Here is a 24,271-nt window from a genome sequence, read left to right on the forward strand (position 1 = left end):
AAGGCTCCCCCTTAGCAGACGGCGCTGCTATCGAAGGTCCGAACCGCACGGAGACCGCCCATGAGCCTGCACGGCGCCTATGACACCAACAACATCTTCGCCAAGATCCTGCGCGGCGACATTCCGTCGGTGAAGGTGTGGGAGGACGACCACGTCCTGGCCTTCATGGACGTGTTTCCCCAATCGGAAGGCCACATCCTGATCATCGCCAAACAGTCCCAGGCGCGTAATCTGCTGGAGATCGCGCCCGAACTGCTGGCCCGCGTGACCGCCGCCCTGCAACGCACGGCCAAGGCGGTCGAGAAAGCGCTGAAGCCTGAAGGCCTGTCGATCCTGCAGTTCAACGGCGAGGCGGGCGGACAGACGGTCTTCCATCTGCATTTCCACATCGTGCCGCGCTGGGCCGATCGCGAGATGAAGGGTCACGGCCATGCGCCGATGGCGGATACGGCGACGTTGCAAGCGCTGGCCGACCGGATCGCGGCCGAACTGGACTAGGTGACGCGGCGCTTTTCCAGCTTTCGCGCCAGGGTGCGGCGGTGCATGCCCAGCCGGCGCGCCGCCTCTGAGATGTTGAAGTCGGTCTCCACCAGCGTCTCGTGGATCCGCTCCCACTCCAACGTCTTGATCGAAGTGGGGCGCGTGCCCAGCGGCGTCTCGGCGTCGCCGTCCGCCCGGCCGAACGCGGTTTCGATGTCATCGGTGCTGGCGGGCTTGGCCAAATAGTGCCGGGCGCCCAGCTTGATCGCCTCGACCGCCGTAGCGATGCTGGCGAAGCCGGTCAGGACGACGATGTTCATCTCGGGGTCGAAGGCGTGAAGAGCCTCGACGCAGGTCAGGCCGGAATGGCCACCCAGCTTCAAATCGACGACCGCATAGCCGGGGCGATGCGTCTTCAGAACCTCGGTCATCTGGTCGGGACTGGCGGCGCTGACGACCGTATAGCCACGCCGTTCGAACGAGCGTCGCAGGGTGGTCGAAAACGACTCGTCGTCCTCGACGATCAGCAGCAATCTGGCGTCATCGGTCATGCGCGATCTCGTCCGTCGGAGCCAACGCCGAAAGCGGTAGGGTCAGACGCACTTCTGCGCCGCCCGCCGGGGGATTGGAGGCTTCTACCCGTCCGCCCAGCGACCGGATCACATTCATGAGCAGAAAGAGGCCAAGACCGGCGCCGGGCCTGGGCTTGGTCGAGTTGTAAGGCTTGCCCCAAGCCTGAAGGATCGCCGGCGGGAAGCCCGGTCCGTCGTCGCGGACCGCGATGCCGAAATCCTCGTCCGTGCGTGTCGTGGTCACGGTGATGCGGCTCGCTCCGGCCTCGACCGCATTGTCGAACAGCACGCCCAGCACCTGACGCAGGGCCGGGTCGGCGATGATTGATGGGTTCTGGGCCAGCTCGTCGCGGATCTGCACCGCCACACCGTCGCCGCTCCAGCTGGCCACCACATCGGCGACGAAGGCGCGCAAGGTGGTGCGCTCAGGCGCCTGTCCCCTCGCCTCGCCGGCCGACATCAGAATGCCGGTGACGATGGCCTTGCAGCGTTCGACCTCGGCCCGCATCACCGTCATGTCCTGGGCCAGGTCGGCGTCCTGGGTCAGGGCCGGCATCCGCTTCCAGTCGCTGAGGATCACCGACAGCGAAGCCAACGGTGTTCCCAGCTCATGCGCTGCGCCCGACGCCAGCAGGCCCATGCGGACGATATGATCATGCTCTGCCGTCTGTTGTCGCAGGGCGGCCATAGAGGCGTCGCGCTCGCGCAGGTTCTGGCTGATCCGGGTGACGAACAGCACCAGCAGCACGGCCATCAGCACGAAACAGATCAAACTGCCCTGAAGATAGAGGCTGAGCAGCGAATCCTCGCGCGCCGGCGGCAGGTTCAGCGGGCGGGAATGCAGGCCCAGCCCGGCGAAACACAGGCTGGTGATGGCGATCAGCGCCCAGGCATAGACCGGCGCCAGCAGCACGGCCCCAAGAACGACTTGCAGCAGATACAGCGCCACGAACGGATTGGCCGCGCCCCCGGTCAGGAAAAGCAGCCAGGTCAGGGCCGCCACATCCGCCAGAAGGGCGATCATCAGCGCCTGGTCCTCGACCTCCTGCGTGCGAACGGTCAACGGCGCGCTGACCAGATTGACCAGCACCAAACCCGCCGGCGCCGCCAGCAACCACAGCACCGGCAGCGGGATCCGCATCACGTACTGGACCAGCAGGATCGTCGCCACCTGCCCGGCGACCGCCAGCCAGCGCAACTGGATCAGCAGCAGCATGTTGCGGCGGTTGGCCCCGCCGTGGGTCGCGACACCACCTCTGAGCCCCAGGCCCAGTAGCCTTTGTAAAGTTGTCGTCGTCACGACCTGTTGCCCCTGCCGTCGCGCAGGAACAGCCACAGACCGACCAGGGTCAGCAGCGCCATGCCGAACCAGGTCAAGGCATAGACGAGATGGCTGTTGGCGAACCGGATCACCGTCAGCCCTCCGCGCGGCCATCCGCCTGGGTTCGGACTGGCGTCCGCATCAATGAAATAGGGCGCGACGGTCGACAGGCCGCGCCGCGCAGCGATCGCCGCGACGTCACGAGAGCGCCAGCGATCACCGACGGGATCATTGGCGCGCAGGAAGCCGCCCTTCGGCTCGGTGATCCGGAGCAGTCCCGTCACACTCTGCGGCCCGTCGACCTGACCATCGGCGCGCACGGCCGGATCCCGTCGGCCTGCCGGCACGAAGCCCCGATTGATCAGGACGGTGAAGCCCCGGTCGTCAACCAGGGGCGTCATGACCCAGAAGCCACCGCCGGCGTCGGTCACCGCCTGAACCAGGGTTTCCTTGTCATGCAGGAGTCGACCGTGAACCGTGACGCGGCGGTACTGATCCTTGTCGCGCGTCACGCCGGCCCATTGGGTCGGGCGAGGCGCTGGGACGGCGGCCGCGTGAACGCGCGCATCCACCTGGGCGATCAGATTAGTCTTCCAGGCCAGGCGCTGAACCTGCCACCCGCCCAGCGCCAGAAAGCCGACAAACAACGCCACGCCCACGACCACGACCGCCATGCGGACGGATCGCGAACGTCTGGCCTTGCCGCCGGCCGGGACTGAGGATGGATCCGTGATCTCGACCTCAGCCGCCCATCTGCGCCATGTCGTGCGTCATGGGCATCATGTTGGTGTTCAAGTGGTACATGACCCACAGCGAACCCGACAGGGCGATGACAACCACGATGATGGTGAAGATCAGCGCCAGCATGATCCAGCCGCCCTCGGACTTGGAGTTCATGTGCAGGAAGTAGATCATGTGGACCACGATCTGCACCACGGCGAAGCCCATGACGATCAGGGCCGTCGCCTGGGTCGGCAGGACGCCGGTCATGACCAGGGCGAACGGGATGGCCGTCAGGATCACTGACAGCACGAAGCCGATCATGTAGCTCTTGAAGGAGCCGTGATTGTGCCCCTCGTGGCCCAGGCGGTCGGTCTCGTGAGACTCCGGCGAATGGTCGTTCATGTCGGCGCTCATCGCAGCATGCCCAGCAGATAGACGAAGGTGAAAACGCCGATCCAGATGACGTCAAGGAAGTGCCAGAACATCGACAGGCACATCAGGCGGCGTTTGTTGGCGGGGATCAGGCCCTTCATGCTGACCTGAACCATCAGCGTCACCAGCCAGATGATGCCGAAGGTGACGTGCAGGCCGTGGGTGCCCACCAGGGTGAAGAAGGCCGACAGGAAGGCGCTGCGTTGCGGAGTCGCGCCCTCATGGATCAGGTGCGCGAACTCGTAGAGTTCGATCCCCAGGAACGCCAGGCCGAACAGGCCGGTGATCGCCAGCCAGACCAGCGTCTGACGCTGGTTGTTCCGATCCATCGCCAGCATGGCGAAGCCATAGGTGATCGACGAGAACAGCAGCATGGCGGTGTTGATCGCCACCAGCTCCAGGTCGAACAGCTCCTTGGGCCCCGGCCCGGCGGCGTAGTTGCCGCCCAGCACGCCGAACACGGCGAACAGCATCGCAAAGATGAGGCAGTCGCTCATCAGATAGAGCCAGAAGCCCAGCATGGTGCTGGAGCCTTCCTCGTGGTGCGGCTCCTCTTCCAGGTGGAAGACGGTCCGGTCGATCTCGGTCGCAGTCGCGCTCATGATCAGGCCTCCGTTCCGGCCAGGGCGCGGGTGCGCGCCTCTTCTGTCGCGCGGACCTCATCCTCGGGGATGTAATAGTCGCGCTTGTAGTTGAAGGTATGGCCGATCGAGACGGCCAGCACCCCGATGAAGCTGATGGCGGCCAGCCACCAGATGTACCAGATCAAGGCCAGACCCATCACCAGGCACAGGCCCGAGATGATGATCCCCGCCCCCGTGTTCGAGGGCATGTGGATCGCCTTGTAGCCGCTCAGCGGACGCTGATAGCCCTGCTTCTTCATGTCCCACCAGGCGTCGGCGTCATGGACGTAGGGCGTGGCGGCGAAATTGTAGGCTGGCGGCGGCGACGAAGTCGCCCACTCCAGCGTGCGGCCGCCCCACGGGTCGCCCGTCGTGTCGCGCAGCTTGTCGCGGTTGATGATCGACACGGCGAACTGGATGAACATGGCGGCGATGCCCACGGCGATGACGCCCGCGCCGATGGCGGCGATCACGAACCATATCTGCAGCGACGGATCGTCGAACACCCGCATCCGGCGCGTCACGCCCATCAGGCCCAGGACATACAGCGGCAGGAAGGCCAGCCAGAAGCCGGGCACCCAGCACCAGAAGCTGATCAGGCCCCACGTCTTGTCCAGCTTAAAGCCGAAGGCTTTGGGCCACCAGAAGTTGATGGCCGCGAACAGGCCGAACAGCACGCCGCCGATGATGACGTTGTGGAAGTGGGCGACCAGGAACAGCGAGTTGTGCAGCACGAAGTCGGCCGGCGGCACCGCCAGCAGCACGCCTGTCATCCCGCCGATCACGAAGGTCAGCATGAAGGCGACCAGCCACATCATCGGCAGTTCGAACCGGATGCGCCCACGGTACATCGTGAACAGCCAGTTGAAGATCTTCGCGCCCGTCGGGATCGAGATGATCATCGTCGTGATGCCGAAGAAGCTGTTCACCGAGGCGCCCGAGCCCATGGTGAAGAAGTGGTGCAGCCAGACCAGGTAGGACAGGATCGTGATGACGACGGTGGCGTAGACCATGGAGGTATAGCCGAACAGCTTCTTGCCCGAGAAGGTCGAGGCGATCTCCGAGAAGACGCCGAACAGCGGCAGGATCAGGATGTAGACCTCGGGGTGACCCCAGATCCAGATCAGGTTCACGTACATCATCGGGTTGCCGCCGAAGTCGTTCGTGAAGAAGTTGGTGCCGACGTAACGGTCCAGCGTCAGCAGGGCCAGGACGGCGGTCAGGACCGGGAAGGACGCCACGATCAGCACGTTGGTGCACAGCGAGGTCCAGGTGAAGACCGGCATCTTCATCATACCCATGCCGGGCGCGCGCATCTTCACGATCGTCGCGATCAGGTTGATGCCGGACAGCGTGGTCCCGACCCCCGCGATCTGCAACGCCCATATGTAATAGTCGACGCCGACGCCGGGACTGTAACCGATGCCCGACAGCGGCGGATAGGCCAGCCAGCCGGTGCGCGCGAACTCGCCCACGAACAGCGAGGCCATGACGATGATGGCGCCGGCCGTGGTCATCCAGAAGCTGAAGTTGTTCAGGAAGGGGAAGGACACGTCGCGCGCGCCGATCTGCAGCGGCACGACATAGTTCATGATGCCCGTCACCAGCGGCATGGCCACGAAGAAGATCATGATCACGCCGTGGGCGGTGAATATCTGATCATAGTGGTGCGCGTTCAGATAACCTTCGGACCCGCCGAAGGCCATCGCCTGTTGCAGGCGCATCATGATGGCGTCGGCGAAGCCGCGCACGAACATGATCAGACCCAGGATCATGTACATGATCCCGATCTTCTTGTGGTCCACCGTGGTGAACCATTCCTTCCAGAGATAGCCCCACAGCTTGAAATAGGTCAGGGCGCCGAACAGGGCGAGACCGCCCAGCAGCACGACCGACATTGTCACGACCAGGATCGGCTCGTGCAACGGCAGAGCCTCAAGCGTGAGGCGCCCGAAGATTAGCGGAATGAGTTGATCAGCGTTCATCGACTGTGTTCGCTCAGGCGTTGGGGGCGGAACGGACGTCGGTCGGAACCGGCCCCGTGGCGAAGGGATTGCGGGCCAGCGTCGTCAGCGAGGCCATCGGTGTCTGACCGGGCGACAACCCCTGCCCGGTCAGGCGCTCCAGGCTGGTCGGTCCGGCGACCGTATCCAGTTCGGCGCGGCGCATGCGGTCGGCGGCCGCCGCTTCGGCCTGCAGCGGGGTGCAGATCGTCATGACGTAGCTGTCGTTGGAGCCAAAATAGGCGGGCGATTTTCCGCGACCGGCGTATTTGTCATAGACCAGCGGCATGGTGTTGCGCACCGACGCCATGGACAGGCCGCCCTGTTTGTCGATGGCCATCATCTCGCCCATACACATCTTGCCCGGCTCGACGCACATGTTGAGGATCGCGTCCCACAGCGCGCCGTCCACGGCGCCGAAGCGCATGACCGGCACCTTCTCGCTGGGCTTTTCCAGCTCCAGATAGCGATCGCGGTCCAGCGTCTGGCCGCCCTGGCGCACGCCGGCGATCCATTGGTCGAACCCGGACTGATCCAGGCCGTGGAAGGCGAAGCGCATGTGCGAGAAGCCGTCGCCGGAATAGTTGGCCGAGAAGCCTTCGTATTCGCCCGGACGGTTGATGACGGCGTGAAGCTTCGTCTCCATGCCCGGCATGGCGTAGATCTGACCGGCCAGGGCGGGAATGTAGAAGCTGTTCATCACCGAGGACGAGGTGATGTGGAAACGGATCGGACGGTCAACCGGCGCGGCCAGTTCATTGACGGTGGCGACGCCGTACTGCGGGTAGATGAACATCCACTTCCAGTCGAGCGCGACGACATTGACCTGCAACGGCTCGACGCTTTCCTCGACGGCTTGGCCCGGCTTGATCCGGTCGATCGGACGATAGGGGTCCAGCAGGTGCGTGCCGGCCCAGGTCAGGGCGCCCAGGCAGATGATGATCATCAGCGGCGCGGCCCAGATGACCAGCTCGAGCGACGTGGAGTGATCCCAGTCGGGACGGTAGTCAGCCTCGGCCTCCTTGTTCGACGCCCGATACTTCCAGGCGAAGAAGACGATCAGACCCATCACCGGCACGATGATGATCAGCATCAGCAGGGTCGAGATCATCAGCAGATCGCCCTGCTGGGACGCGACGTCGCCGGCAGGGTTGAGGACGACCAGGTTGCAGGCCGACAGCAGGGCCACGATGGGCGCGAGCAAAAGAAGGCGCAGACGGCGCAAGGCGGATCCAATCGAAAAGCGTCGGGCGAAGGGGAGGCGCCGCGACGGTTGGCGTTCGTAGGCGGCGGGATACTCAGCTTCAATCAGGAACGACATTGGGCAATATGTCCTATCCTCACGAGGCCGCTTTCATCGCAAAGGGCGCCCGGTCATAATGCGGCGACCTGCCGTACGGCCGATAATTCAGTCTCACACGGAGCGACCAAGCCCATGTCCGCCTCGACGACCCCTTCGTCAGAGTCGCTGGAACGCGACGCCGCCGCCCTTCACACGGGCCATGGCAAGGTTGACGCCGGCGAGATCGCCATCGGCGTCATTATCGGCCGAACTTCCGAGTTTTTCGACTTCTTTGTTTACGCCATCGCTTCGGTGGTCGTTTTCCCGCAGTTGATCTTCCCCTATGCGGGCGCGGTGGGCGGCACCCTGCTCTCATTCGCTGTCTTCGCCCTGGCTTTCCTGGCTCGGCCGCTGGGGACCGTCCTGTTCATCGCCATCGACCGCAAGTTCGGGCGCGGCGCCAAGCTGACGACCGCCCTGCTGCTGCTGGGGACCTCGACCGTGTCGGTGGCCTTCATCCCGGGATATGAGAGCATTGGCATGTGGGCGCCGGTGCTGCTGGCCCTGACCCGTATCGGCCAGGGCGTCGCGCTGGGCGGCACCTGGGACGGTCTGGCCTCGCTGCTCGCGCTGAACGCGCCCGAGAAGAAGCGCGGCTGGTACGCCATGATCCCGCAACTCGGCGCGCCCATCGGCCTGCTGGTGGCCTCGGCCCTGTTCGCCTTCTTCCTGAACACGCTCTCGGCCCCTGACTTCCTGGATTGGGGCTGGCGCTATCCGTTCTTCGTCGCCTTCGCCATCAACGTCGTGGCCCTGTTCGCGCGCCTGCGCATCGTGGTGACGCCAGCCTTCCAGAAGCTATTCGAAACGCGCGAACTGCAACCCACGCCGATCAGCCAGGCCCTGCGCGACGAAGGCCCCAAGATCGCCATCGGCGCCTTCGCCCCGCTGGCCAGCTTCGCCATGTTCCACATGGTCACCGTCTTCCCGCTGTCTTGGGTGTTCCTGTTCACCAAGGAAACGCCGGTGCGCTTCCTGCTGATCGAGATGGTGGGCGCGGTCTTCGGTCTGCTGGCCATCCTGGCCTCGGGCATTCTGGCCGACCGCTACGGCCGCCGCACCTTGCTGGCGATTACCGCCGCCGGCATCGCCGCCTTCTCCGGCTTTGCGCCGCAACTGCTGAACGGCGGCCCGGTCGGCGAGCTGACCTTCATGATCTCCGGCTTCATCCTGCTGGGTCTGTCGTTTGGCCAGGCCTCGGGCCCGGTGGCCTCCAGCTTCAGCCTGACCAACCGCTATACCTCGTCGGCCCTGACTTCGGACCTGGCCTGGCTGTTCGGCGCGGGCTTTGCGCCCCTCGCGGCCCTGTGGATCTCCAGCCAGTTCGGCCTGATCGCCGCCGGCGCCTATCTGCTGTCGGGCGCCATCTGCACCCTCGTGGCCCTATGGCTGAACCGCGAATTGGCCCGCAGCTCCTCCGACAAGGATCGCGCCAAGACGGCCTGATCCAGGATCAACAGGCACAATAAGAATACGGCCCGCAGTCTCCTGCGGGCCGTTTGTCGTTACGGCGGCGAGAAGGCCGCTTATGCGACCACCGCGGAAGTTCGTTTCGTTCTAGAAGGCGGTTTGAACGCGCAGGGTCACGGTGTCGCCGCTGTCGCCGCCGAGGATGGCTCCACTTCGGTTGTTGATCGACCAGGCGCTCCAGTGGGTTGAGACGCGGGTGTTGTTGGTCGGATACCAGTTGATACCCAACAGCCAGGTTTCGCCCTCGCCTCCAGTCGGGTTGTCGCTGTAGTCGGCGGTGTCGTAACGACCGACGATCTCCACAGCGCCGTAGCCGTCGGCGCCGAGCGGGTTCAGCACCTTGGGACGCCCCCATGTGCCGGTTTTGGTCGAGAGCGGAGGCTTTTCACCCGTCAGGAAGAGCCCCGCCGAGACGCTGTATGCGTCCTGGTCATAGTTTCGCGCCGCCGTCTCCAGCACGCGTCGGCCGCCCTCGACCATCAGCCATCCTGAGCCTTGGACTCCGCCCAGTTCCAGGCCCAGGCCCTTGCTGCCCTTGGGATCAGCATAGGCGCCGGCCAAAAGCCGCAGATTGTCGTTGCCGCGCGACGAGACCACCAGGCTGCGCGATGCGACGACGGCGTTGGGCGTCAGGTCTTCGACAAAACCCCAGCCGCCCAGATGCAGATGGCCGGCCTCCGTCTTGAACGGCGACCAGTGGGTGCGGGCCATGACAGTAACCGAGTCATTGGTCGTGCCGCTGCTGATTGCGTCCCCGGTGACGGACAGAGAGCCGTGCCAGACGTTGCCGACCAGTTTCGAAGTGACCCCCACCCCGTAGGCGCCGCGCTCGGGGCCGACAGTGCTGGCCATCAAACTGCGCTCCAGGAAGGGCGTCTGGTCCTCCGCCGTGCCGCCCTCGACGCCGCGATCGTTCAGGCGCTGACCGGCGGAGATCTCCAGATCGCGACCACCCAGCTTGCGGCTATAGGCGATGAAGGCATTGGCGACGCTGACCGCATTGTCGGCGATATCGCCTTCGATCCAGTAGCTGAAGCCGCCAGGCGTCTTGCCTTGGGCGCCGAGCCGTAGCCCGCGCAGTTCCGTGGTGGTCAAGTTGCGGCTGTCGTCGTCCGAACCGAAGGTGGTGGACAGGTCGGCCGTGACGCGGATGCGAGGCTTGAAGGTGAAGCCGCCGTCGGGGCTGCGCATCTCGGGCAGGCCTGTGGCCCAATCGACCGCGGCGGGCGCGGCTGGGGCGGGCGTGGTTGCAGCCGCGGTCTGGACCGGCATCGGCGCCGCGACGCTGGAGGGTGTTCCTGCGACGACGGGAGCCACAAGCGCGGCAGCCGATGCCCGAGACTGGGCCTCAAGCTGCTCGAGACGGGCCGAAAGGGCCTGAACCTGGGCGCGCAAGGTCGCCACTTCTTCGGTGGAAGGAGCCGACTGGGCGAAGGCTGAGGAGGCGAGCGCGGCCAAGCCGACACCCGCTGCGAGCGAACGGAGAAGGGTCATTTGATGCACCTGAAATGCGCGATTTCCGGATGAGCCTAACGAGGCTTCATTGGCTGAAGGAAAGACAGGCGGCATTCGAACCCCCTGCTCTTCCAGACACGATCAGTCGGCGGCCAGAACGGCCTTATCGCCGGGACCGGCCGCCGGGTCGGGCAGCGCCGCCAGCGGGCGAGGCTCGCCGTTCAGCGCGGCCTTCAGCGCATCGCGGTCCAATTCGCCTTCCCAACGGGCCACGACAATGGTGGCGACCGCATTGCCGATGAAGTTTGTCAGGGCGCGGCACTCGCTCATGAAGCGGTCGATGCCGAGGATCAGCGCCATGCCCGCGACCGGCACGGCCGGGACCACAGACAGGGTGGCAGCCAGAGTGATGAAGCCGGCGCCGGTGATGCCCGCCGCGCCTTTTGAGCTAAGCATGGCGACCAGCAGAAGCACGATCTGATCCTGCAGGCTCAGGTCGATGTTCAGCGCCTGGGCGATGAACAGGGCGGCCATCGTCATATAGATATTGGTGCCGTCCAGATTGAACGAATAGCCGGTAGGCACGACCAGACCGACCACGGATTTCGCGGCGCCGGCGCGCTCCATCTTCTGCAGCAGGCTTGGCAGGGCGGCTTCGGACGACGAGGTGCCCAGCACCAGCAACAGTTCTTCCTTCAGATAGCGGATCAGCTTCAGAATGTTGAAGCCGTTGGCCCAGCCGACCAGGCCCAGAACCCCGACCACGAAGATGGCGGCGGTCACATAGAAGGTGGCGACCAGGGCGGCCAGATTGGCGATCGAACCGATGCCGTATTTGCCGATTGTGAAGGCGAAGGCGCCGAAGGCGCCGATAGGCGCGGCCTTCATCAGAATGGCGACTAGCTTGAAGAAGGCGACGCTAATCGACTCCAAGAAGCTCAGCACCGGCTTGCCCACGTCGCCGACCATGGCCAGCGCAAGCCCGAACAGGACCGAGACGAACAGCACCTGCAGGATATTGCCCTCGGAGAAGGCGCTGACGAAGGTGTCGGGGATTATGCCAGTCAGAAAGCCGACGATGGTCGTCTCATGCGCCTGGTCGGAATATTTGGTGACTGCGCTCGCATCCAGGCTTGCGGGGTCGATGTTCAGGCCGTGGCCCGGTTGGACCAGATTGGCCACGATCATGCCGATGATCAGGGCCAGGGTCGAAAAGGTCAGGAAGTAGGCGAAGGCCTTAGCGGCGACGCGGCCGACCCGGCCGATGTCGCGCATCCCTGCGATGCCCGTGACGATAGTCAGGAAGATCACCGGCGCGATGATCATCTTCACCAGTTTGATGAAGGCGTCGCCCAGCGGCTTCAGGCTCTCGCCGAACGTCGGCCAGAAATGCCCGATCAGGCCGCCGGCGAGGATCGCCAACAGAACCTGGAAATAGAGATGCCGGTAGAAGGGCTTGCGGACCACCGGCGCGGCCTCTGACGATATCTGGATCACGATAGGCTCCTGATGAGCGAGACCTGAATCTCGCGGTTTCCTCGACGGGTGCGATCTTCGTCGCAGTCCCTTCGACAACCATCCGCCCAATCGCCGTTAAAAAAAATCGCGCCTCCAATTCAGCTCATCCTATTGAGTTTCCGTTCTATTCTTATGTACCAACGTCAGCCGGCGACCCCGTTTGTGCGGTTCTCCACTCAAAACTGTAGCCGGATAGTGCGATAATCCGCACAATAGCCGAATGGCGACGTTCTCCCTTGCTGCCGGCTTCTTCAAACGCTCGGGGCGGCTTTGGCCTGCCCTGATCGCGGGCTGGGCGCTTATTGTCGCGATCGTTTCTTTCGGGGTAGGCGAAACCGCCCGAAGAGATATGACGCAAGAACTGGCGCGACAGGCCGAGGCGTCCGCGGCGCTTCATGCCGCGGTGTTGCGCAGCGAGCTCGAGAAACATCGCTCGTTGCCGGCGGCCCTTGTGGGCGACCCAGACATAGCAACCCTGCTTTCAGACCGTCCTCAGCCCAACAGCGCCGTCGTCAATCGTAGGCTGGAGGAGCTGGCTCGCCAGACACGCGCAGCAGCCATCTACGTCATTGGAAGCGACGGCATCACGCGCGCCGCCAGCAACTGGCGTCTGCCCACCAGTTTCGTCGGCACCGACTATGGATTCAGGCCCTACTTCATCAACGCCATGGAGAACGGACAGGCCGAGTTCTTCGCCCTAGGAACGGTTTCGCGGCGCCCTGGCCTCTATCTGGCGCGCCGCATCGATCAGCCGGATGGTCGAGCGCTCGGCGTGGTGGTCGTGAAGGTCGAGTTCACTGCATTGGAGGCCGAATGGCGGGCGTCTGGCGAATCGGCTTTTGTCGTCGACCCAGGCGGCGTGGTCCTGGTCACCAGCAATTCGACCTGGCGCTTTCGCACGATAAGACCGTTGGACGAAGGCCGTCGACGGCTGACGTTGACGGACCAGACGCTTGAACCTGAGGCCCTGCATCCCCTTCCCTTCGTCACGCCTCCGGGCGACCGCCCGCGATTGTTGCGCATGACTGTCGATGGCACAGACCAGACCTGGATGCATGCGGCGGTCTCGACCGCGACGCCGAACTGGACCCTGCATTTGCTGTCGCCGGTGCGCGGTGCGATCGACGGAGCCGTGACGACCGCCCGCACGCTTGCTGCGCTCATTCTCGTCGTTTTGGGCGGGGTGATCGCGTTTCTGCTTCGCCGACGTCAGCAGGCCCTGGCGAGGGCGCGCGCGGAAGAAGCTGCACGTTTGGACCTTGAACGGCGCATCGACGAGCGCACTCGCGAACTTCGAGATGCAAACGCCGCTTTGAGTCGTCAGATTCAAGAACGCCGCCGCGCAGAAACCGCCCGAGAATTGTTACGGGACGAATTGGTTCAGGCCAGCAAACTCGCCGCCCTGGGGCAGATCGTCGCCAGCGTGGCGCACGAGATCAATCAACCCGTCGCCGCTATCCAGACACAGGCAGAGACTGCCGGCGTTCTGCTTGACCGCGACGACCCCGCCAAGGCGCGTGGCGCGTTGGCGCGGATCAGCGACCTGACACAGCGCATCGGCGCCATCACCGAAGGCCTGAGGGTCTTTTCCAGAAAGTCAGATCCCAAAATCGGCATCGTCCGTCTGGAGGACGCGATCCACGGCGCCCTGCTGCTGACGCGCGGCCGATTGGACGAGGGCGGCGTCGAGCTGATCCGTGAGGGCGACACCAACGTGAAAGTGCGCGCCGATCGTTTTCGCCTGGAACAGGTGATCGTCAATCTGGTCAAGAACGCCTCAGAAGCGCTGGAAGGCTGCGATCGGCCGCGACTAACGCTGAAAGTCTCGCGCGATAAGGACCGTGTTCGATTGAGCGTTTCCGACAATGGTCCCGGCGTCACGCCCGCTGTGCGCGCCCAACTGTTCACGCCCTTTGTCACCACACGCGCAAATGGCCTCGGCTTGGGTTTGGTCATCTGTCGAGATCTGATCGCCGGTTTCGGCGGCGAGCTCGACTTGGTCGACGAGGACGTCGGAGCGACCTTTGTCGCCACGTTGAGGATCGCATGATGGAGTTTGCCCGCCCCACTGCCGTCGCCCTGATCGAGGACGACGCCGATTTCCGCCATGCCTTGGTCGAGCGCCTGACCTTGGAAGGTTACGACGTCCGCCCTTTTCCGGGGGCCGAACCTGCATTGAGAGCGATCGACGCCGATTTCCCGGGCGTTGTGATCACCGACCTGCGGATGCCCGGCCTTGATGGCCGCCAGTTGCTCAGCCGCCTGCAGGCATTGGACGCGGCCCTGCCGATCATCATGATCACTGGCCATGGCGATATCGCCGACGCCGTCGCAGCGATGAAGGACGGCGCCTACGACTTTGTCGCCAAGCCCTTTCCGTTTGAGCGCCTTCAAGACAGCTTGAACCGCGCGCTGGAAAAACGCGGCCTGGTGCTGGAAAACCGTCGCTTGCTGGCTATGGCCTCGGACAGCGGACAGGAACTTCCCCTGGCGGGATCATCTCGCGCCATCACCGCGCTCCGCGCCACCATCACTCAGATCGCCGACGCCCGGATGGACGTGCTGATCGAAGGCGAAACCGGGACAGGAAAGGAGGCCGTTGCGCGCGCCCTGCACAACGGCGGCCGGCGACGATTGGCGCCTTTCGTCGCCGTCAACTGTGGCGCGCTGCCCGACGGGCTGATCGAGAGCGAACTGTTTGGCCATGAACTCGGCGCCTTCGCCGGAGCCTTGCGCCGCCGAGTCGGGCACGTCGAACGAGCGCACAACGGCTCATTGTTTCTGGACGAGGTCGAGAGCATGCCTCTGGCCGTTCAGGTCAAGATTCTGCGTGTCCTAGAGGAACGCGAGGTCCATCCCATCGGAGCCAACGAGCCCCGCGCCTTGGATTTGCGTGTCATGGCGTCGTCAAAGATCGATTTGGGCGAGGCCGCTCGAGCCGGCGCCTTTCGCGAAGACCTCTATTACCGTCTGAACGTCGTGCGGCTCCGCGTACCGCCTCTGCGCGAACGGCGAGAAGACATTCCCCTGCTGTTCGCCCACTTCCTGCGTCGCGCTGCGGACCGCCACGGCGTCGACACCCCCTCTATAAGCGACAGCGTAAGACGCCTGTTGGTCGAGGCCGACTGGCCCGGCAATATCCGCGAACTGGCGCATTTCGCCGAACGGGTCGCCTTGTCGCTCGACGACACGATCCGCCCGCCCGATGAAGGCTTGAGCCTTCCCGACCGCGTCAACAGATTCGAAGCCGAACTGCTGCGCGACGCGCTACAGTCCCATCGTGGGTACATATCGGCAGTGCTCGCCGAAATGCAGGTTCCGAGAAAGACGCTGTACGACAAACTGCAGCGGCATGGCCTAAAGCCCGCTGACTTCCGCTGAGAACGCCCGACAATCCTGGTTCAAAGCGGTGGCGTCTCAGCCTCTCTTCCTTCGAGCGGAAGAAATCTCGCTGCCTGCCCATCGGTCCCACATCTGGAAATACAGGCCGTAGTTGCCGTTGAAGCGTTTGTGGTGCGCGTCGTGGTGGGTGGCGGTGATCATCCAGCGCAGGGGGGCGCGTTTCAGCCAGGACGCGGGCCAGACCTCCCGACCCGCATGATTCAGCACGGCCGTGGCGGTCATCAGAGTCAGCAGCGCCAGCGCTACGCCCCAATGAATGGGGATGAAGAGGGTCAGGGCCGGCAGGAACCAGGCTGTGGCGATCGCTTCGGCCGGATCGAAGGCGAAGGAGGCGAAGGCGCTGGGATCGCGCGACCGATGATGTTCGGCGTGGGCCCAGGGGAAGATGCGCGGGTGGTGCAGCCCGCGGTGGACCCAATAGTAGAAGGCGTCGTGGGCCAGCATGTAGACGATAAAGCTGACGGGCAGCCACCACAGCGGCCAGGCATGGATGTCATTGTAGATCGCCGTCCCGCCGCGCTTCCAGAGTTCGATGACGAATGCGGCCGGCAAGCCGTAGATCGGGCAGGCGATCAGGGACGCTACGACTTCGGCGCGGATGCGTTTCGCCGCCGGCGGCCTGTGGTTCAGCTGACGCCCCCGTCCCGCTCCGCCCCACAGCAAGCCATGGGTCACGACGCCGACCAGCAGATAGCGCACGCCGATGATCAGGCTGAGCGCGAGGGTGGTGACGAACAGGTCCTTCAACATGGGCGCACAGACGGCGAAACGTCGCGCCGGGTCAAGTCGTGACGCGCGGTCCGTAAAGCGCCTATGATGGGGTCATGTCTTGGCCGACGATGATCCTGCTGTTCTTCGCCACCTTCCTGGGGATGGAGGTCTTCGCCTGGGCGATGCATCGCTATGTCATGCACGGCCTGCTGTGGACCTGGCACCGTAGCCACCATGAGCCGCACGACGACGTGCTGGAAAAGAACGACCTGTTCGCCGTGGTGTTCGCCGCCCCGGCCATCATCCTCGTCGCCTTGGGCCTGCATCTGTGGCCTTGGGCGCTGCCGATCGGCCTGGGCGTCACGGCCTATGGACTGGTCTATTTCTTCTTCCACGACGGGCTGGTGCATCGCCGGTTCCCGACGGGAATCGCTGGCCGCTCAGGGTTCTGGACGCGGCGCATTCAGGCCCACCGGCTGCATCACGCGGTGCGGACGCGTGAGGGCTGCGTGTCGTTCGGCTTCCTGTGGGTGCGGTCGGCGCGCGCGCTGAAGGCCGAACTGTCTCAGAAGCGCGGCGCTTCCAGCAACGGCGCCTGAGCCAGGGCGGCGAGGTCCGACGACCCGGTGCAGAAACAGGCCAGTCTCAGCTGAGCCGCCATCAGATCCAGATGATCGACCACCGCCTCGGTCGAAGTCAGCGCCGCCTCCAGCACCCCGGCCGCCTGGCCGACCAGACAGGCGCCCAGCCGGATCGCGCGCGCCGCATCCAGCCCGTCGCGGATGCCGCCCGACCCGATCAGATCCAGTTCCGGCGCGGCCTGGGCGCAATCTAGCAGGCTGCGCGCCGTCGGTACGCCCCAGCCGGCGAAGGGCGCGGCCAGCGCTTCCGCCCGACCGCCCGTGGCTCGCGCGCCTTCGATCAGGCCCCAGTTGGTGCCCCCCGCCCCGGCCACGTCCAGCGCGACGACGCCCATGTCCGCCAGACGGCGCGCCACCGCGCCCGACAGGCCGGCGCCGGTCTCCTTGACGATCAGACGGCCCGGGAAAGCCTCCGCGACCCGTTCGATGCCTCGCGCCACGCCACGCCAGTCGCGATCGCCCTCGGGCTGAACGCCTTCCTGCAAAGGGTTCAGATGCAGGATCAGGGCGTCGGCGCCGATCATCTCCATGGCCCGCCGCGCCTCGTCCACACCATAGCCCAACGCGAACTGCACGGCGCCCAGATTGGCCAGGATCATCGCATCCGGAGCCCGGCGTCGCAGATCCAGTCCTAGACCCAAACCGCCGTCCGTCTCCAGCGCCACACGCTGCGAGCCGACCGCCAGAACGACGCCTAGAGCCTGGGCGGCCTCCGCCAGCCGCGCATTGATCGCCTCGGCCCGCGACGGCCCGCCGGTCATCGAACTGATCAGGAACGGCAAGGCGATCGGTCGCCCCAGAAAGCGCGTCGCCAGATCGATCGCACCGTGATCGATATCCGGCAGGGCGTCGTGAACGAAACGGACGGCGTCGAGACCCGATGTCGTCTGGCTGAGGCCTCGCCCGGCCCGCACGTGGTCGATGTGTTCGTCCTTGCGCCGGATCAAGGCATCGGCGTCGGTGGACATCGCAAACGGCTCCTGGCGGGTTGCATCCGACGCGGTCGTGATGCCGTATGGCATCATAAAGGTTCGGCGCGTGGTCGCAACGCGACGCCGGCGAGTATGGGAGATCTGTATGGCGATCGTCGGCATCCGGCGCCAACCGCCCCTGGCGGACGCATCGTGCGACCCCGACGATCTGCGTCTGCAGGTTCAGGCGCACCTGGCCGAGGTCGCGCCCGCGCATGGCGGCCTGCTGTCCACAGCGGCCCGCGAGGCCTTGCTGGGACAGGGAAAGCGGGTCCGGCCGGTGCTGGCCATGCTGGCGGCGGCGCATGTCGGCGGAGATCCGGAAGACGCCCTGGACTATGCCTGCGCGCTGGAGATGGTTCATGCCGCGTCGCTGGTTCTGGACGATCTGCCGTGCATGGACGACGCCTCGTTGCGTCGGGGCCAGCCGACCCTGCACCGTCGCCACGGCGAGGATACGGCGGTTCTGGCGGCCGTGGCCCTGTTGAACCATGCGACGCGTTTGGTGCTGCGGACCCCGGCGCCGGCTGAAACGCGTCTGGCCGCCCTGGACCTTTTGACGCAGGCGATCGGATTCGACGGTTTGTCCGAGGGTCAGATGCGCGACCTGCGCGACGACGCGAGGGATCGCGACGAAACCGCCTTGCGCCAGATCAACGATCTGAAAACCGGCGCCCTGTTCGTGGCCACCGTGCGCGGCGGCGGTCTGCTCGGCGGCGGCGATGCGCAGGATCTGGCGCGGCTGTCGATTTTCGGCGAGGCGATCGGCTTCGCCTTCCAGCTCTGCGACGATCTGCTGGATGTCTGTTCGACCGTCGATGCGGTCGGCAAGGACGTGGGTCAGGACGACGACACCACCACCTTCGTCGATCTGTGGGGCGAATGCCGGACTCGCGCGGCGGTGCGGCAATCCTTGGCCAAGGCGGTCGAGGCGGTTGGCCATGACAGCCCCCTGGCCCTCTACGTTCTGGACCTATTCCAGCAGGCCGAACTTGGGGTCTGAGGTCACGCCGGCCTTGTCGCTGAGCGGGATCAATGCGGGCTACGACGGCCGACCCGTGCTGCGTGACTTCAGCCTGAGCATCGCTGTGGGCGAGGTCTATGCCCTGCTCGGGGCGAACGGCGCGGGCAAGTCCACGGTGGCGCGTGTCGCCTCGGGTCTGCTGCCCGCGCAGCGCGGGCGTGTCGTCCTGGGCGAAGGCGGCGGACCACGCGGCCGCATCGGGTTTGCGCCGCAGGACAGCGCCCTATTCCCGGCCCTGTCGCCGCGCGAGAACGTCGATGTGACGGCGCGGCTATGCGGCGTGCCCAAGCGAGATCGCGGCGCCGCCGTGAACCGCGCGCTCGACCTGACCGGCTGCGGCCCGCGCGCGGACCAGCCGGTGCGCACCCTGTCCGGCGGCTGGAAGCGGCGCGCCAACCTCAGCGCCGCCCTGGTCGGACAACCGCGCCTGCTGATCGCCGACGAACCGACGGAAGGGGTGGATGCGGCGACCCGAAGCGTCCTGTCCGTCGCCCTGAGCGAAACCGCAAAGGCGGGCGCCGGCTGTCTGCTGATCAGCCATGACGCCATCTTCGTCGCCGATACGGCCGACCGGATCGGTGTCCTGGCCCAAGGGCGACTTCTGGCGGAAGGCGCCCCGAACGCCCTGCTTCATCGCGCGTTCGGCTCAGCCCGGCTGCTCAGCATTCGCCTGACCCGACCCGCGTCGGATCCCGCCGCCCAATGGTTCGCCCAGGCGGGGCTGACCGCGTCCGAGGACGGGCTGGAGTGGCGGCGGCTTTGCGATGACGCGCTGGCCATCGCCCAGATGCTGGCCGCCGTCGTCGATGGCGAGGATGGCGAGGTCGCCGTGCGCCGCCCCGGCCTGGACGATCTGGTCGCACAGCTGTCGCAGACGCCGTCATGATGGCGGTGGCGGGCGCCTGGGCGAGAGGGTTTTGGCGCGACCGCGCCGGCGTGATCCTGACCCTACTGTTGCCACCCCTGGTCTATCTGCTGTTCGCAGCGATCTTCGGCGCGGGCGCGCGCGGCGACATCGACACCACCGTCGTGCTGCACGACGCGTCGCGCACGCCCGCGACGGCAGCGATCCGCGAGGCGGTGTCGAAGGACATAGGCGATCGTCTTCGTGTCGTCGACGATCGCGAGGCCTTCGACCGCGCCGTCATCGACGGTCGCGCTGACGCGGGCATACTGATCCGTCCCTCGACGCAGGGACCGCCGAAGCTGGTGATCTTTTCCGCCGCCGGCAGGGATGTGGCGGCGTCGGCGCTTCAGGCGCGGCTGGAGCCGATGGCCGCCGCGCTGTCGGGTCAGGGCGCACGACCCGCACCGCGCGTTCAAACCCTGCAGATCGGTCCCCAGGGTGATGTGCAGGCGACCTATTATGCGGGCGCGGTCAGCGTCATGTTCGTCTTCTTCGCCGCCATGCACGGGGCCATGGGCGGGCTTGACGAGCGGCGATCCGGTCTTCAGTCACGCCTGGCCCTGGCGCGCGGCGGCCTTGCGCCCATCCTTGGCGGGCGGGCCGTCTGGCTGACTGCTGTGGGCCTGATGCAGTCGGCGGCTGTCTTCGTCGCCGCCTGGGTCAAGTTGCCTGACCTGGCCCCCTGGCAGATGGCGGCGACGGCGGTCACCGCCTTTGCGGTCGGCTCCTGCGCCGCCGGTCTGGCCCTGGCTCTGACAGCAGCGTGTCGATCGCGCGAACAGGCCCAGCCGTTGACGACCTTCGTCGTCCTGCTTCTGGCCGCTCTGGGGGGATCGATGGCGCCGCGCTTTTTGATGCCCGAGGCCTTCCGCGATCTCGGCTGGATTACGCCCCACGCCTGGGCCATCGAGGCCTATCAGGCCGTGATCTGGCGCGGCGAGTTCACCTCGACCGTCATCGCAGCCTGGGCGGTCATGGCCGGTCTTGGCGCAGGGGGTCTCGTGGTCGCCCTGATGTTGGAGAGGCGGCGCGCGGCTCGCTGATCGTCAGACGTGGGTCCACAGCGCCGGGCGCGGCGGCGGCTCGCGCCAAGCGTCCAGCGTCTTGCACCACAGGGCGATCAGACCACCCCGCCCCAACAGCATCAGCTTGCCCGCCTTGTCGACCGACGTCCGTCCGTCCCAGGCGCTCACGCCGGCGCGCGACACATGGCGGCCGATCGAACGATAGACGCCGCGCGCCGTAGCGATGGCCCAGGCCGAGCGCGGGTTCAGATCGCGCAAACCCCACCGGGCCGAGGCGTAGAAGGGTTCGGCCGCCGCGACCAGGCGCTGGGCCGTGCGCGCCACGGCGGCGCGGTGCTGGGGCTGATCGACCTGATCGCGCGGCACGCCCGCCTCGTCCAGCCAGGCACCGGGCAGATAGACCCGTCCACCCTTAGCATCCTCGACCACGTCGCGAGCGATGTTCGTCAGCTGGAACGCGAGCCCCAAATCTTGAGCGCGTCGCAAGGTCGGCGCATCGTCCACCCCCATGATCCGCGCCATCATCACCCCGACGACGCCGGCGACGTGATAGGCATAGTCCAGCGTGTCCTCCAACGTATCGTAACGCCGGCCGACCACGTCCATCTCGAACCCCTGCAACAGGTCCATCGCTTCGTCAGCCGGAATGCCATGACGCATGGCCACGCGTTGGAAGGCGGTGAAGACCGGGTCCGTCTGCGGCTCACCGGCCAGGGCGGCGGCGGTGCGCAAACGCAGTTCGTCTAGTTTCTCGCCGGCCAGCACCGGATCGATACCAACCGCGCCGTGGCCCAACACCTGTCCGTCGATCTCGTCGTCGCAGTGCCGGCACCAGGAATACAACATCCAGGCGTCATCCCGGATCGCCGCCGGAAAAAGGCGCGCAGCGGCGGCGAAGCTCTTGGACCCCTGCTCCATCGACTGGCGGCTGTGATCCAGGACGGCGTCAGTCATGCCGGCTGCCTCGCGTCCTCGATCATCAGGGCGGCGGTGGCCTTGGCCGATCCGACTACGCCTGGCACGCCCGCGCCGGGATGGGTGCCGGCGCCCACGAAATAGAGGTTGGGGATCTGGTCGTCGCGGTTATGCACCCGGAACCAGGCGCTCTGGGTCAGGATGGGCTCCAGCGAGAAGGCCGAACCCTGGTGCGCGTTCAGCTGGTCGCGGAAATCGACCGGCGTGAAGATGCGGCAGGTATCCAGGTCCGCCGTCAAACCGGGGATGTAGCGTTCTTCCAGATAGGCCAGGATCCGGTCGCGATAGCGCGGCCCCTCGACCTCCCAGTCGATGTCGGCCGAGGCCAGATGCGGCACGGGCGCCAGCACATAGAAGGCGTCGCAGCCTTCCGGCGCCAGTGATGGATCGGTCCGCGTCGGCGCGTGCAGATACAGCGAGAAGTCATCGGGCAGGTCCGGCCCCTTGAAGATTTCGGCGATCAGCTCGCGATAGCGCGGCCCGAACAGCACCGTGTGGTGGCGCACCTCCGGGTGGACGCGTTTCAGGCCGAAATAGATGACGAACAGCGACATGGAGTGACGCCGCGACGCCAGCTTGGCGCCCTCCTTTTGACCGCGCGGCTCCTGACCCAACAGGCGCTGATAGGTGTGAACCACGTCGGCGTTGGAGGCGACCATGTCGAAGGCCAACGTCTCGCCGTTCACCACCACGCCGGTCGCACGACCGTTCGCCATGGTGATGCGCTCGGCCGGGCTGTTCAGCCGAACTTCCCCGCCCAGATCCTTGAGCAGACGCACCATGGCCTGGATCAGGGCGCCAGTGCCACCGCGCGGGAACCACACGCCCCAGCGCCGCTCCAGCGCATGGATCAGCGCATAAATCGACGAGGTCGCGAACGGATTGCCGCCGACCAGCAGGGAGTGAAAGCTGAACGCCTGGCGCAGGTGCTCGTCCTGAATATAGCTGGCGACCTTGTCATAGACCGACCGCCAGGCCTGAAGCCGCATCAGCTCCGGCGCCGCCTTGACCATGCTGGCGAAGTCCAGGAACGGCACGGCCCCCAGCTTCAGATAGCCTTCCTTCAGCAGGTCCTGCGAATAGGCCAGGAACCTGCGATAGCCTTCCTTGTCGGCCGGATTGCGCGCCACGATCTGGCGGTCCAGCTCGTCCTGATCGTTGACGTAGTCGAAGACGTCGCCGTCTTCCCAGCACAGCCGATAGAAGGGCGCGACCGGCAACAGTTCGACATAGTCCGACAGCTTGCGCCCACTGGCCTCGAACAGTTCCTCCAGCGCCGACGGGTCGGTGATGACAGTGGGACCGGCGTCGAAGGTATAGCCCTTGTCCTTGAACACATAGGCCCGGCCGCCCTCCAGATCGCGGGCCTCGAACACCGTGGTCTGAATGCCCGCCGACTGCAGCCGTATGGCCAGCGACAAGCCCCCGAAGCCCGATCCGATTACAGCAGCCCGCATCACGCACGTCCTCTTTCGACCAGACAGGTCAGTGCGGCGCCGATCGGCACCGGGGGTTTTCCGCTCAGGATCCGCGCCTTGTCGGCGAGTGTGGGTCCCGCAGCGTAGAAGCGTTCGACCAAAGGCTGGGGTAGACGATAGAACCGCTCCAGCACCTTGTATCGCTCATCGGGCCGCGCCGCACGGAATAGCATCCGGTTCAGCAACCGATAAAAGCCTCGTCCGGCCCATACGTCATGCGCATGGCGGCGGATGTCTTCGGCGACGGTCGCCGGCTCGAAATCCCGCACCAACCGGTCGGCCAGGCGCACCGCGTCAGGCAGCGAATAGCCGGTGGTCGGGTGAAACAGCCCGGCGCGCAGACCGCTGAGCGCTGTCGGCCCCATTCGCGACAAATGCGCGCCGATGTCCCCATCAAGCGCCACGGGCAGGACGCCGTCCTCTTCGCGGAAGATCGTCTCGATCTCCCAGCCCTGCGCGCGGGCGTAATCCAGCACGCCCTGCCGGAACGCCGCGCGATCCAGCGCATCGCCGTCGGTGTAGCGCGTATCCTCGATCAGCAGCGTGCGATCATCGAACGGCAGGGTGTAAAGAAACCGGTAGCCCCCGGCCTGATCGACGCAGGCGTCCATGACGATGGGTGTTGTCAGGCCGTGCGGCGCTGCAAGCCGAACCTCCAGCCCGACGAATTTCTGGAAACCCAGCGCCAGATCCGGCGTCGCGGTCGGCCCGCGCCCATCGATCACCGCCTTGGCGCTCAGACGCCGTCCATCGGCCAGCACCGCTTCGGTCGGCGACACCGAGGCGACCGGCGCGCCCAGCATGACCTTTCCGGGCAAGGCCGCCTCGACCACCGCCGCGAACCGTTCGGCCGTGACGCTGCAATAGGGCGTCGACAGCGCGCGCTTGAACTGGGGAAAACGGACGCTGTATCCCGGCCAGCGATGCACGACCAAGGGCGCGATCCAGTCGCGCTGCGCCTGCGTCAGGTCGCTGTCGAAGAAAGACCAGGTGTGGACCCCGCCCAGGGTCTGCGCCGCCTCGACGATCCGCACGTCCAGATCGGGCCGCAGCTGCGACAGCCGCAGCGCCAGCAGGCCATTGGCCAGGCCGCCGCCGACCATCACAAGGTCCGGCGCGGAAGTTTCAGAGGCGTCGACCTGCATTCCAGACAGGTGGCACGCGACGACGCATGCGGCAAGCGAACAGGATGCTTACG

The 24,271-nt window shown here is 65.7% G+C and carries 22 protein-coding genes; 8 read left to right on the forward strand and 14 right to left on the reverse strand.

Features of this window, described 5'->3' with window-relative positions; translation table 11 throughout:
• Window positions 1-60: 60 nt before the first annotated feature.
• Window positions 61-498, forward strand: coding sequence for an HIT family protein (locus BVE01S_RS08570; RefSeq protein ID WP_066626533.1), 438 nt, complete (start codon window positions 61-63; stop codon window positions 496-498).
• Here the strand turns inward: BVE01S_RS08570 and BVE01S_RS08575 are convergent.
• The 7 genes from BVE01S_RS08575 to cyoA all read right to left on the reverse strand — a co-directional run bounded on the left by BVE01S_RS08575 (window position 495) and on the right by cyoA (window position 7,379).
• Window positions 495-1,031, reverse strand: a complete 537-nt coding sequence (locus tag BVE01S_RS08575) for a response regulator transcription factor (protein WP_066626535.1) — start codon at window positions 1,029-1,031, stop codon at window positions 495-497. The genes BVE01S_RS08570 and BVE01S_RS08575 overlap by 4 nt on opposite strands.
• The gene (locus BVE01S_RS08580) at window positions 1,021-2,352 is read right to left on the reverse strand and encodes an ATP-binding protein (protein WP_084375353.1); all 1,332 of its coding nucleotides are present in this window, start codon (window positions 2,350-2,352) and stop codon (window positions 1,021-1,023) included. The genes BVE01S_RS08575 and BVE01S_RS08580 overlap by 11 nt, the downstream gene beginning before the upstream one ends.
• On the reverse strand, window positions 2,349-3,047 hold the full coding sequence (locus BVE01S_RS08585; RefSeq protein WP_066626537.1) for an SURF1 family protein: 699 nt from the start codon (window positions 3,045-3,047) through the stop codon (window positions 2,349-2,351). Before BVE01S_RS08585 ends, BVE01S_RS08580 begins: the two co-directional genes overlap by 4 nt.
• A gap of 67 nt (window positions 3,048-3,114) precedes the next feature.
• Window positions 3,115-3,510, reverse strand: a complete 396-nt coding sequence (cyoD, locus tag BVE01S_RS08590; protein WP_084375354.1) for a cytochrome o ubiquinol oxidase subunit IV — start codon at window positions 3,508-3,510, stop codon at window positions 3,115-3,117.
• Window positions 3,507-4,130 carry a cytochrome o ubiquinol oxidase subunit III gene (gene cyoC, locus BVE01S_RS08595; protein WP_039248366.1) on the reverse strand — a complete coding sequence of 208 codons (624 nt, stop codon included), beginning with the start codon at window positions 4,128-4,130 and terminating at the stop codon, window positions 3,507-3,509. The genes cyoD and cyoC overlap by 4 nt, the downstream gene beginning before the upstream one ends.
• 2 nt (window positions 4,131-4,132) lie before the next feature.
• Window positions 4,133-6,136: a cytochrome o ubiquinol oxidase subunit I gene (gene cyoB / locus BVE01S_RS08600; RefSeq protein ID WP_066626539.1), complete on the reverse strand. Its 2,004-nt coding sequence runs from the start codon at window positions 6,134-6,136 to the stop codon at window positions 4,133-4,135.
• Between the two features lie 13 nt (window positions 6,137-6,149).
• Complete coding sequence (gene cyoA, locus BVE01S_RS08605; RefSeq protein WP_066626715.1) at window positions 6,150-7,379, reverse strand: ubiquinol oxidase subunit II; 1,230 nt, start codon at window positions 7,377-7,379, stop codon at window positions 6,150-6,152.
• A gap of 210 nt (window positions 7,380-7,589) precedes the next feature.
• On the opposite strand from cyoA, the gene BVE01S_RS08610 reads away from it, so the two are divergent.
• A complete protein-coding gene (locus BVE01S_RS08610) occupies window positions 7,590-8,942 on the forward strand; it encodes an MFS transporter (protein WP_055804843.1) in 1,353 nt (450 codons plus the stop codon).
• A 111-nt stretch (window positions 8,943-9,053) separates the two neighbouring features.
• Here BVE01S_RS08610 and BVE01S_RS08615 read toward each other — a convergent pair whose 3' ends face one another.
• Together BVE01S_RS08615 and BVE01S_RS08620 are read right to left on the reverse strand one after the other, a co-directional pair.
• Window positions 9,054-10,460 carry an OprO/OprP family phosphate-selective porin gene (locus BVE01S_RS08615; protein WP_066626546.1) on the reverse strand — a complete coding sequence of 469 codons (1,407 nt, stop codon included), beginning with the start codon at window positions 10,458-10,460 and terminating at the stop codon, window positions 9,054-9,056.
• Between the two features lie 102 nt (window positions 10,461-10,562).
• Window positions 10,563-11,918 (reverse strand): dicarboxylate/amino acid:cation symporter, encoded by a 1,356-nt coding sequence (locus BVE01S_RS08620; protein WP_088582140.1) that lies wholly within the window; start codon window positions 11,916-11,918, stop codon window positions 10,563-10,565.
• Window positions 11,919-12,288: 370 nt separating this feature from the next.
• Here BVE01S_RS08620 and BVE01S_RS08625 point away from each other — a divergent pair, with 370 nt between their 5' ends.
• Window positions 12,289-13,989 carry a sensor histidine kinase gene (locus BVE01S_RS08625; RefSeq protein WP_244878371.1) on the forward strand — a complete coding sequence of 567 codons (1,701 nt, stop codon included), beginning with the start codon at window positions 12,289-12,291 and terminating at the stop codon, window positions 13,987-13,989.
• A complete protein-coding gene (locus tag BVE01S_RS08630) occupies window positions 13,989-15,320 on the forward strand; it encodes a sigma-54-dependent transcriptional regulator (RefSeq protein WP_066626548.1) in 1,332 nt (443 codons plus the stop codon). The genes BVE01S_RS08625 and BVE01S_RS08630 overlap by 1 nt, the downstream gene beginning before the upstream one ends.
• Window positions 15,321-15,356: 36 nt before the next feature.
• Here the strand turns inward: BVE01S_RS08630 and BVE01S_RS08635 are convergent, their stop codons facing one another.
• The gene (locus BVE01S_RS08635; RefSeq protein ID WP_066626550.1) at window positions 15,357-16,091 is read right to left on the reverse strand and encodes a sterol desaturase family protein; all 735 of its coding nucleotides are present in this window, start codon (window positions 16,089-16,091) and stop codon (window positions 15,357-15,359) included.
• A 74-nt stretch (window positions 16,092-16,165) separates the two neighbouring features.
• On the opposite strand from BVE01S_RS08635, the gene BVE01S_RS08640 reads away from it, so the two are divergent.
• The gene (locus BVE01S_RS08640; protein WP_066626552.1) at window positions 16,166-16,651 is read left to right on the forward strand and encodes a sterol desaturase family protein; all 486 of its coding nucleotides are present in this window, start codon (window positions 16,166-16,168) and stop codon (window positions 16,649-16,651) included.
• On the opposite strand, the gene fni is transcribed toward BVE01S_RS08640, so the two are convergent.
• Window positions 16,618-17,661: a type 2 isopentenyl-diphosphate Delta-isomerase gene (gene fni, locus BVE01S_RS08645; protein WP_066626721.1), complete on the reverse strand. Its 1,044-nt coding sequence runs from the start codon at window positions 17,659-17,661 to the stop codon at window positions 16,618-16,620. The genes BVE01S_RS08640 and fni overlap by 34 nt on opposite strands.
• Before the next feature lie 109 nt (window positions 17,662-17,770).
• On the opposite strand from fni, the gene BVE01S_RS08650 reads away from it, so the two are divergent.
• The 3 genes from BVE01S_RS08650 to BVE01S_RS08660 are packed head-to-tail and all read left to right on the forward strand — an operon-like array spanning window position 17,771 to window position 20,638.
• The gene (locus BVE01S_RS08650; protein WP_066626558.1) at window positions 17,771-18,667 is read left to right on the forward strand and encodes a polyprenyl synthetase family protein; all 897 of its coding nucleotides are present in this window, start codon (window positions 17,771-17,773) and stop codon (window positions 18,665-18,667) included.
• Entirely contained in the window at window positions 18,606-19,574 is a 969-nt protein-coding gene (locus BVE01S_RS08655) for an ABC transporter ATP-binding protein (protein WP_167544750.1), read from the forward strand. Before BVE01S_RS08650 ends, BVE01S_RS08655 begins: the two co-directional genes overlap by 62 nt.
• Window positions 19,571-20,638, forward strand: a complete 1,068-nt coding sequence (locus BVE01S_RS08660; protein WP_066626563.1) for an ABC transporter permease — start codon at window positions 19,571-19,573, stop codon at window positions 20,636-20,638. Before BVE01S_RS08655 ends, BVE01S_RS08660 begins: the two co-directional genes overlap by 4 nt.
• Before the next feature lie 3 nt (window positions 20,639-20,641).
• Here BVE01S_RS08660 and BVE01S_RS08665 read toward each other — a convergent pair whose 3' ends face one another.
• From BVE01S_RS08665 to crtY, 3 genes are read right to left on the reverse strand one after another with little or no spacing between them, the layout of a single operon-like run.
• Window positions 20,642-21,574: a phytoene/squalene synthase family protein gene (locus tag BVE01S_RS08665; RefSeq protein ID WP_066626564.1), complete on the reverse strand. Its 933-nt coding sequence runs from the start codon at window positions 21,572-21,574 to the stop codon at window positions 20,642-20,644.
• On the reverse strand, window positions 21,571-23,052 hold the full coding sequence (locus BVE01S_RS08670; protein WP_066626566.1) for a phytoene desaturase: 1,482 nt from the start codon (window positions 23,050-23,052) through the stop codon (window positions 21,571-21,573). The genes BVE01S_RS08665 and BVE01S_RS08670 overlap by 4 nt, the downstream gene beginning before the upstream one ends.
• Window positions 23,052-24,176: a lycopene beta-cyclase CrtY gene (gene crtY, locus BVE01S_RS08675; protein WP_240612102.1), complete on the reverse strand. Its 1,125-nt coding sequence runs from the start codon at window positions 24,174-24,176 to the stop codon at window positions 23,052-23,054. The genes BVE01S_RS08670 and crtY overlap by 1 nt, the downstream gene beginning before the upstream one ends.
• Window positions 24,177-24,271: the final 95 nt, after the last annotated feature.

This window comes from Brevundimonas vesicularis NBRC 12165, assembly GCF_001592205.1.
In the GTDB taxonomy this organism is placed as follows: Bacteria; Pseudomonadota; Alphaproteobacteria; order Caulobacterales; family Caulobacteraceae; genus Brevundimonas; species Brevundimonas vesicularis.

Bases quoted from the DNA above. Each gene is read 5' to 3' on its own strand.
- BVE01S_RS08570 (WP_066626533.1), top strand. From the start codon at position 61: ATGAGCCTGCACGGCGCCTATGACACCAACAACATCTTCGCCAAGATC.
- BVE01S_RS08575 (WP_066626535.1), bottom strand. From the start codon at position 1,031: ATGACCGATGACGCCAGATTGCTGCTGATCGTCGAGGACGACGAGTCG.
- BVE01S_RS08585 (WP_066626537.1), bottom strand. From the start codon at position 3,047: ATGGCGGTCGTGGTCGTGGGCGTGGCGTTGTTTGTCGGCTTTCTGGCG.
- cyoD (WP_084375354.1), bottom strand. From the start codon at position 3,510: ATGAGCGCCGACATGAACGACCATTCGCCGGAGTCTCACGAGACCGAC.
- cyoC (WP_039248366.1), bottom strand. From the start codon at position 4,130: ATGAGCGCGACTGCGACCGAGATCGACCGGACCGTCTTCCACCTGGAA.
- cyoB (WP_066626539.1), bottom strand. From the start codon at position 6,136: ATGAACGCTGATCAACTCATTCCGCTAATCTTCGGGCGCCTCACGCTT.
- BVE01S_RS08610 (WP_055804843.1), top strand. From the start codon at position 7,590: ATGTCCGCCTCGACGACCCCTTCGTCAGAGTCGCTGGAACGCGACGCC.
- BVE01S_RS08615 (WP_066626546.1), bottom strand. From the start codon at position 10,460: ATGACCCTTCTCCGTTCGCTCGCAGCGGGTGTCGGCTTGGCCGCGCTC.
- BVE01S_RS08625 (WP_244878371.1), top strand. From the start codon at position 12,289: ATGACGCAAGAACTGGCGCGACAGGCCGAGGCGTCCGCGGCGCTTCAT.
- BVE01S_RS08630 (WP_066626548.1), top strand. From the start codon at position 13,989: ATGGAGTTTGCCCGCCCCACTGCCGTCGCCCTGATCGAGGACGACGCC.
- BVE01S_RS08635 (WP_066626550.1), bottom strand. From the start codon at position 16,091: ATGTTGAAGGACCTGTTCGTCACCACCCTCGCGCTCAGCCTGATCATC.
- BVE01S_RS08640 (WP_066626552.1), top strand. From the start codon at position 16,166: ATGTCTTGGCCGACGATGATCCTGCTGTTCTTCGCCACCTTCCTGGGG.
- fni (WP_066626721.1), bottom strand. From the start codon at position 17,661: ATGTCCACCGACGCCGATGCCTTGATCCGGCGCAAGGACGAACACATC.
- BVE01S_RS08650 (WP_066626558.1), top strand. From the start codon at position 17,771: ATGGCGATCGTCGGCATCCGGCGCCAACCGCCCCTGGCGGACGCATCG.
- BVE01S_RS08655 (WP_167544750.1), top strand. From the start codon at position 18,606: ATGACAGCCCCCTGGCCCTCTACGTTCTGGACCTATTCCAGCAGGCCG.
- BVE01S_RS08660 (WP_066626563.1), top strand. From the start codon at position 19,571: ATGATGGCGGTGGCGGGCGCCTGGGCGAGAGGGTTTTGGCGCGACCGC.
- BVE01S_RS08665 (WP_066626564.1), bottom strand. From the start codon at position 21,574: ATGACTGACGCCGTCCTGGATCACAGCCGCCAGTCGATGGAGCAGGGG.
- BVE01S_RS08670 (WP_066626566.1), bottom strand. From the start codon at position 23,052: ATGCGGGCTGCTGTAATCGGATCGGGCTTCGGGGGCTTGTCGCTGGCC.
- crtY (WP_240612102.1), bottom strand. From the start codon at position 24,176: ATGGTCGGCGGCGGCCTGGCCAATGGCCTGCTGGCGCTGCGGCTGTCG.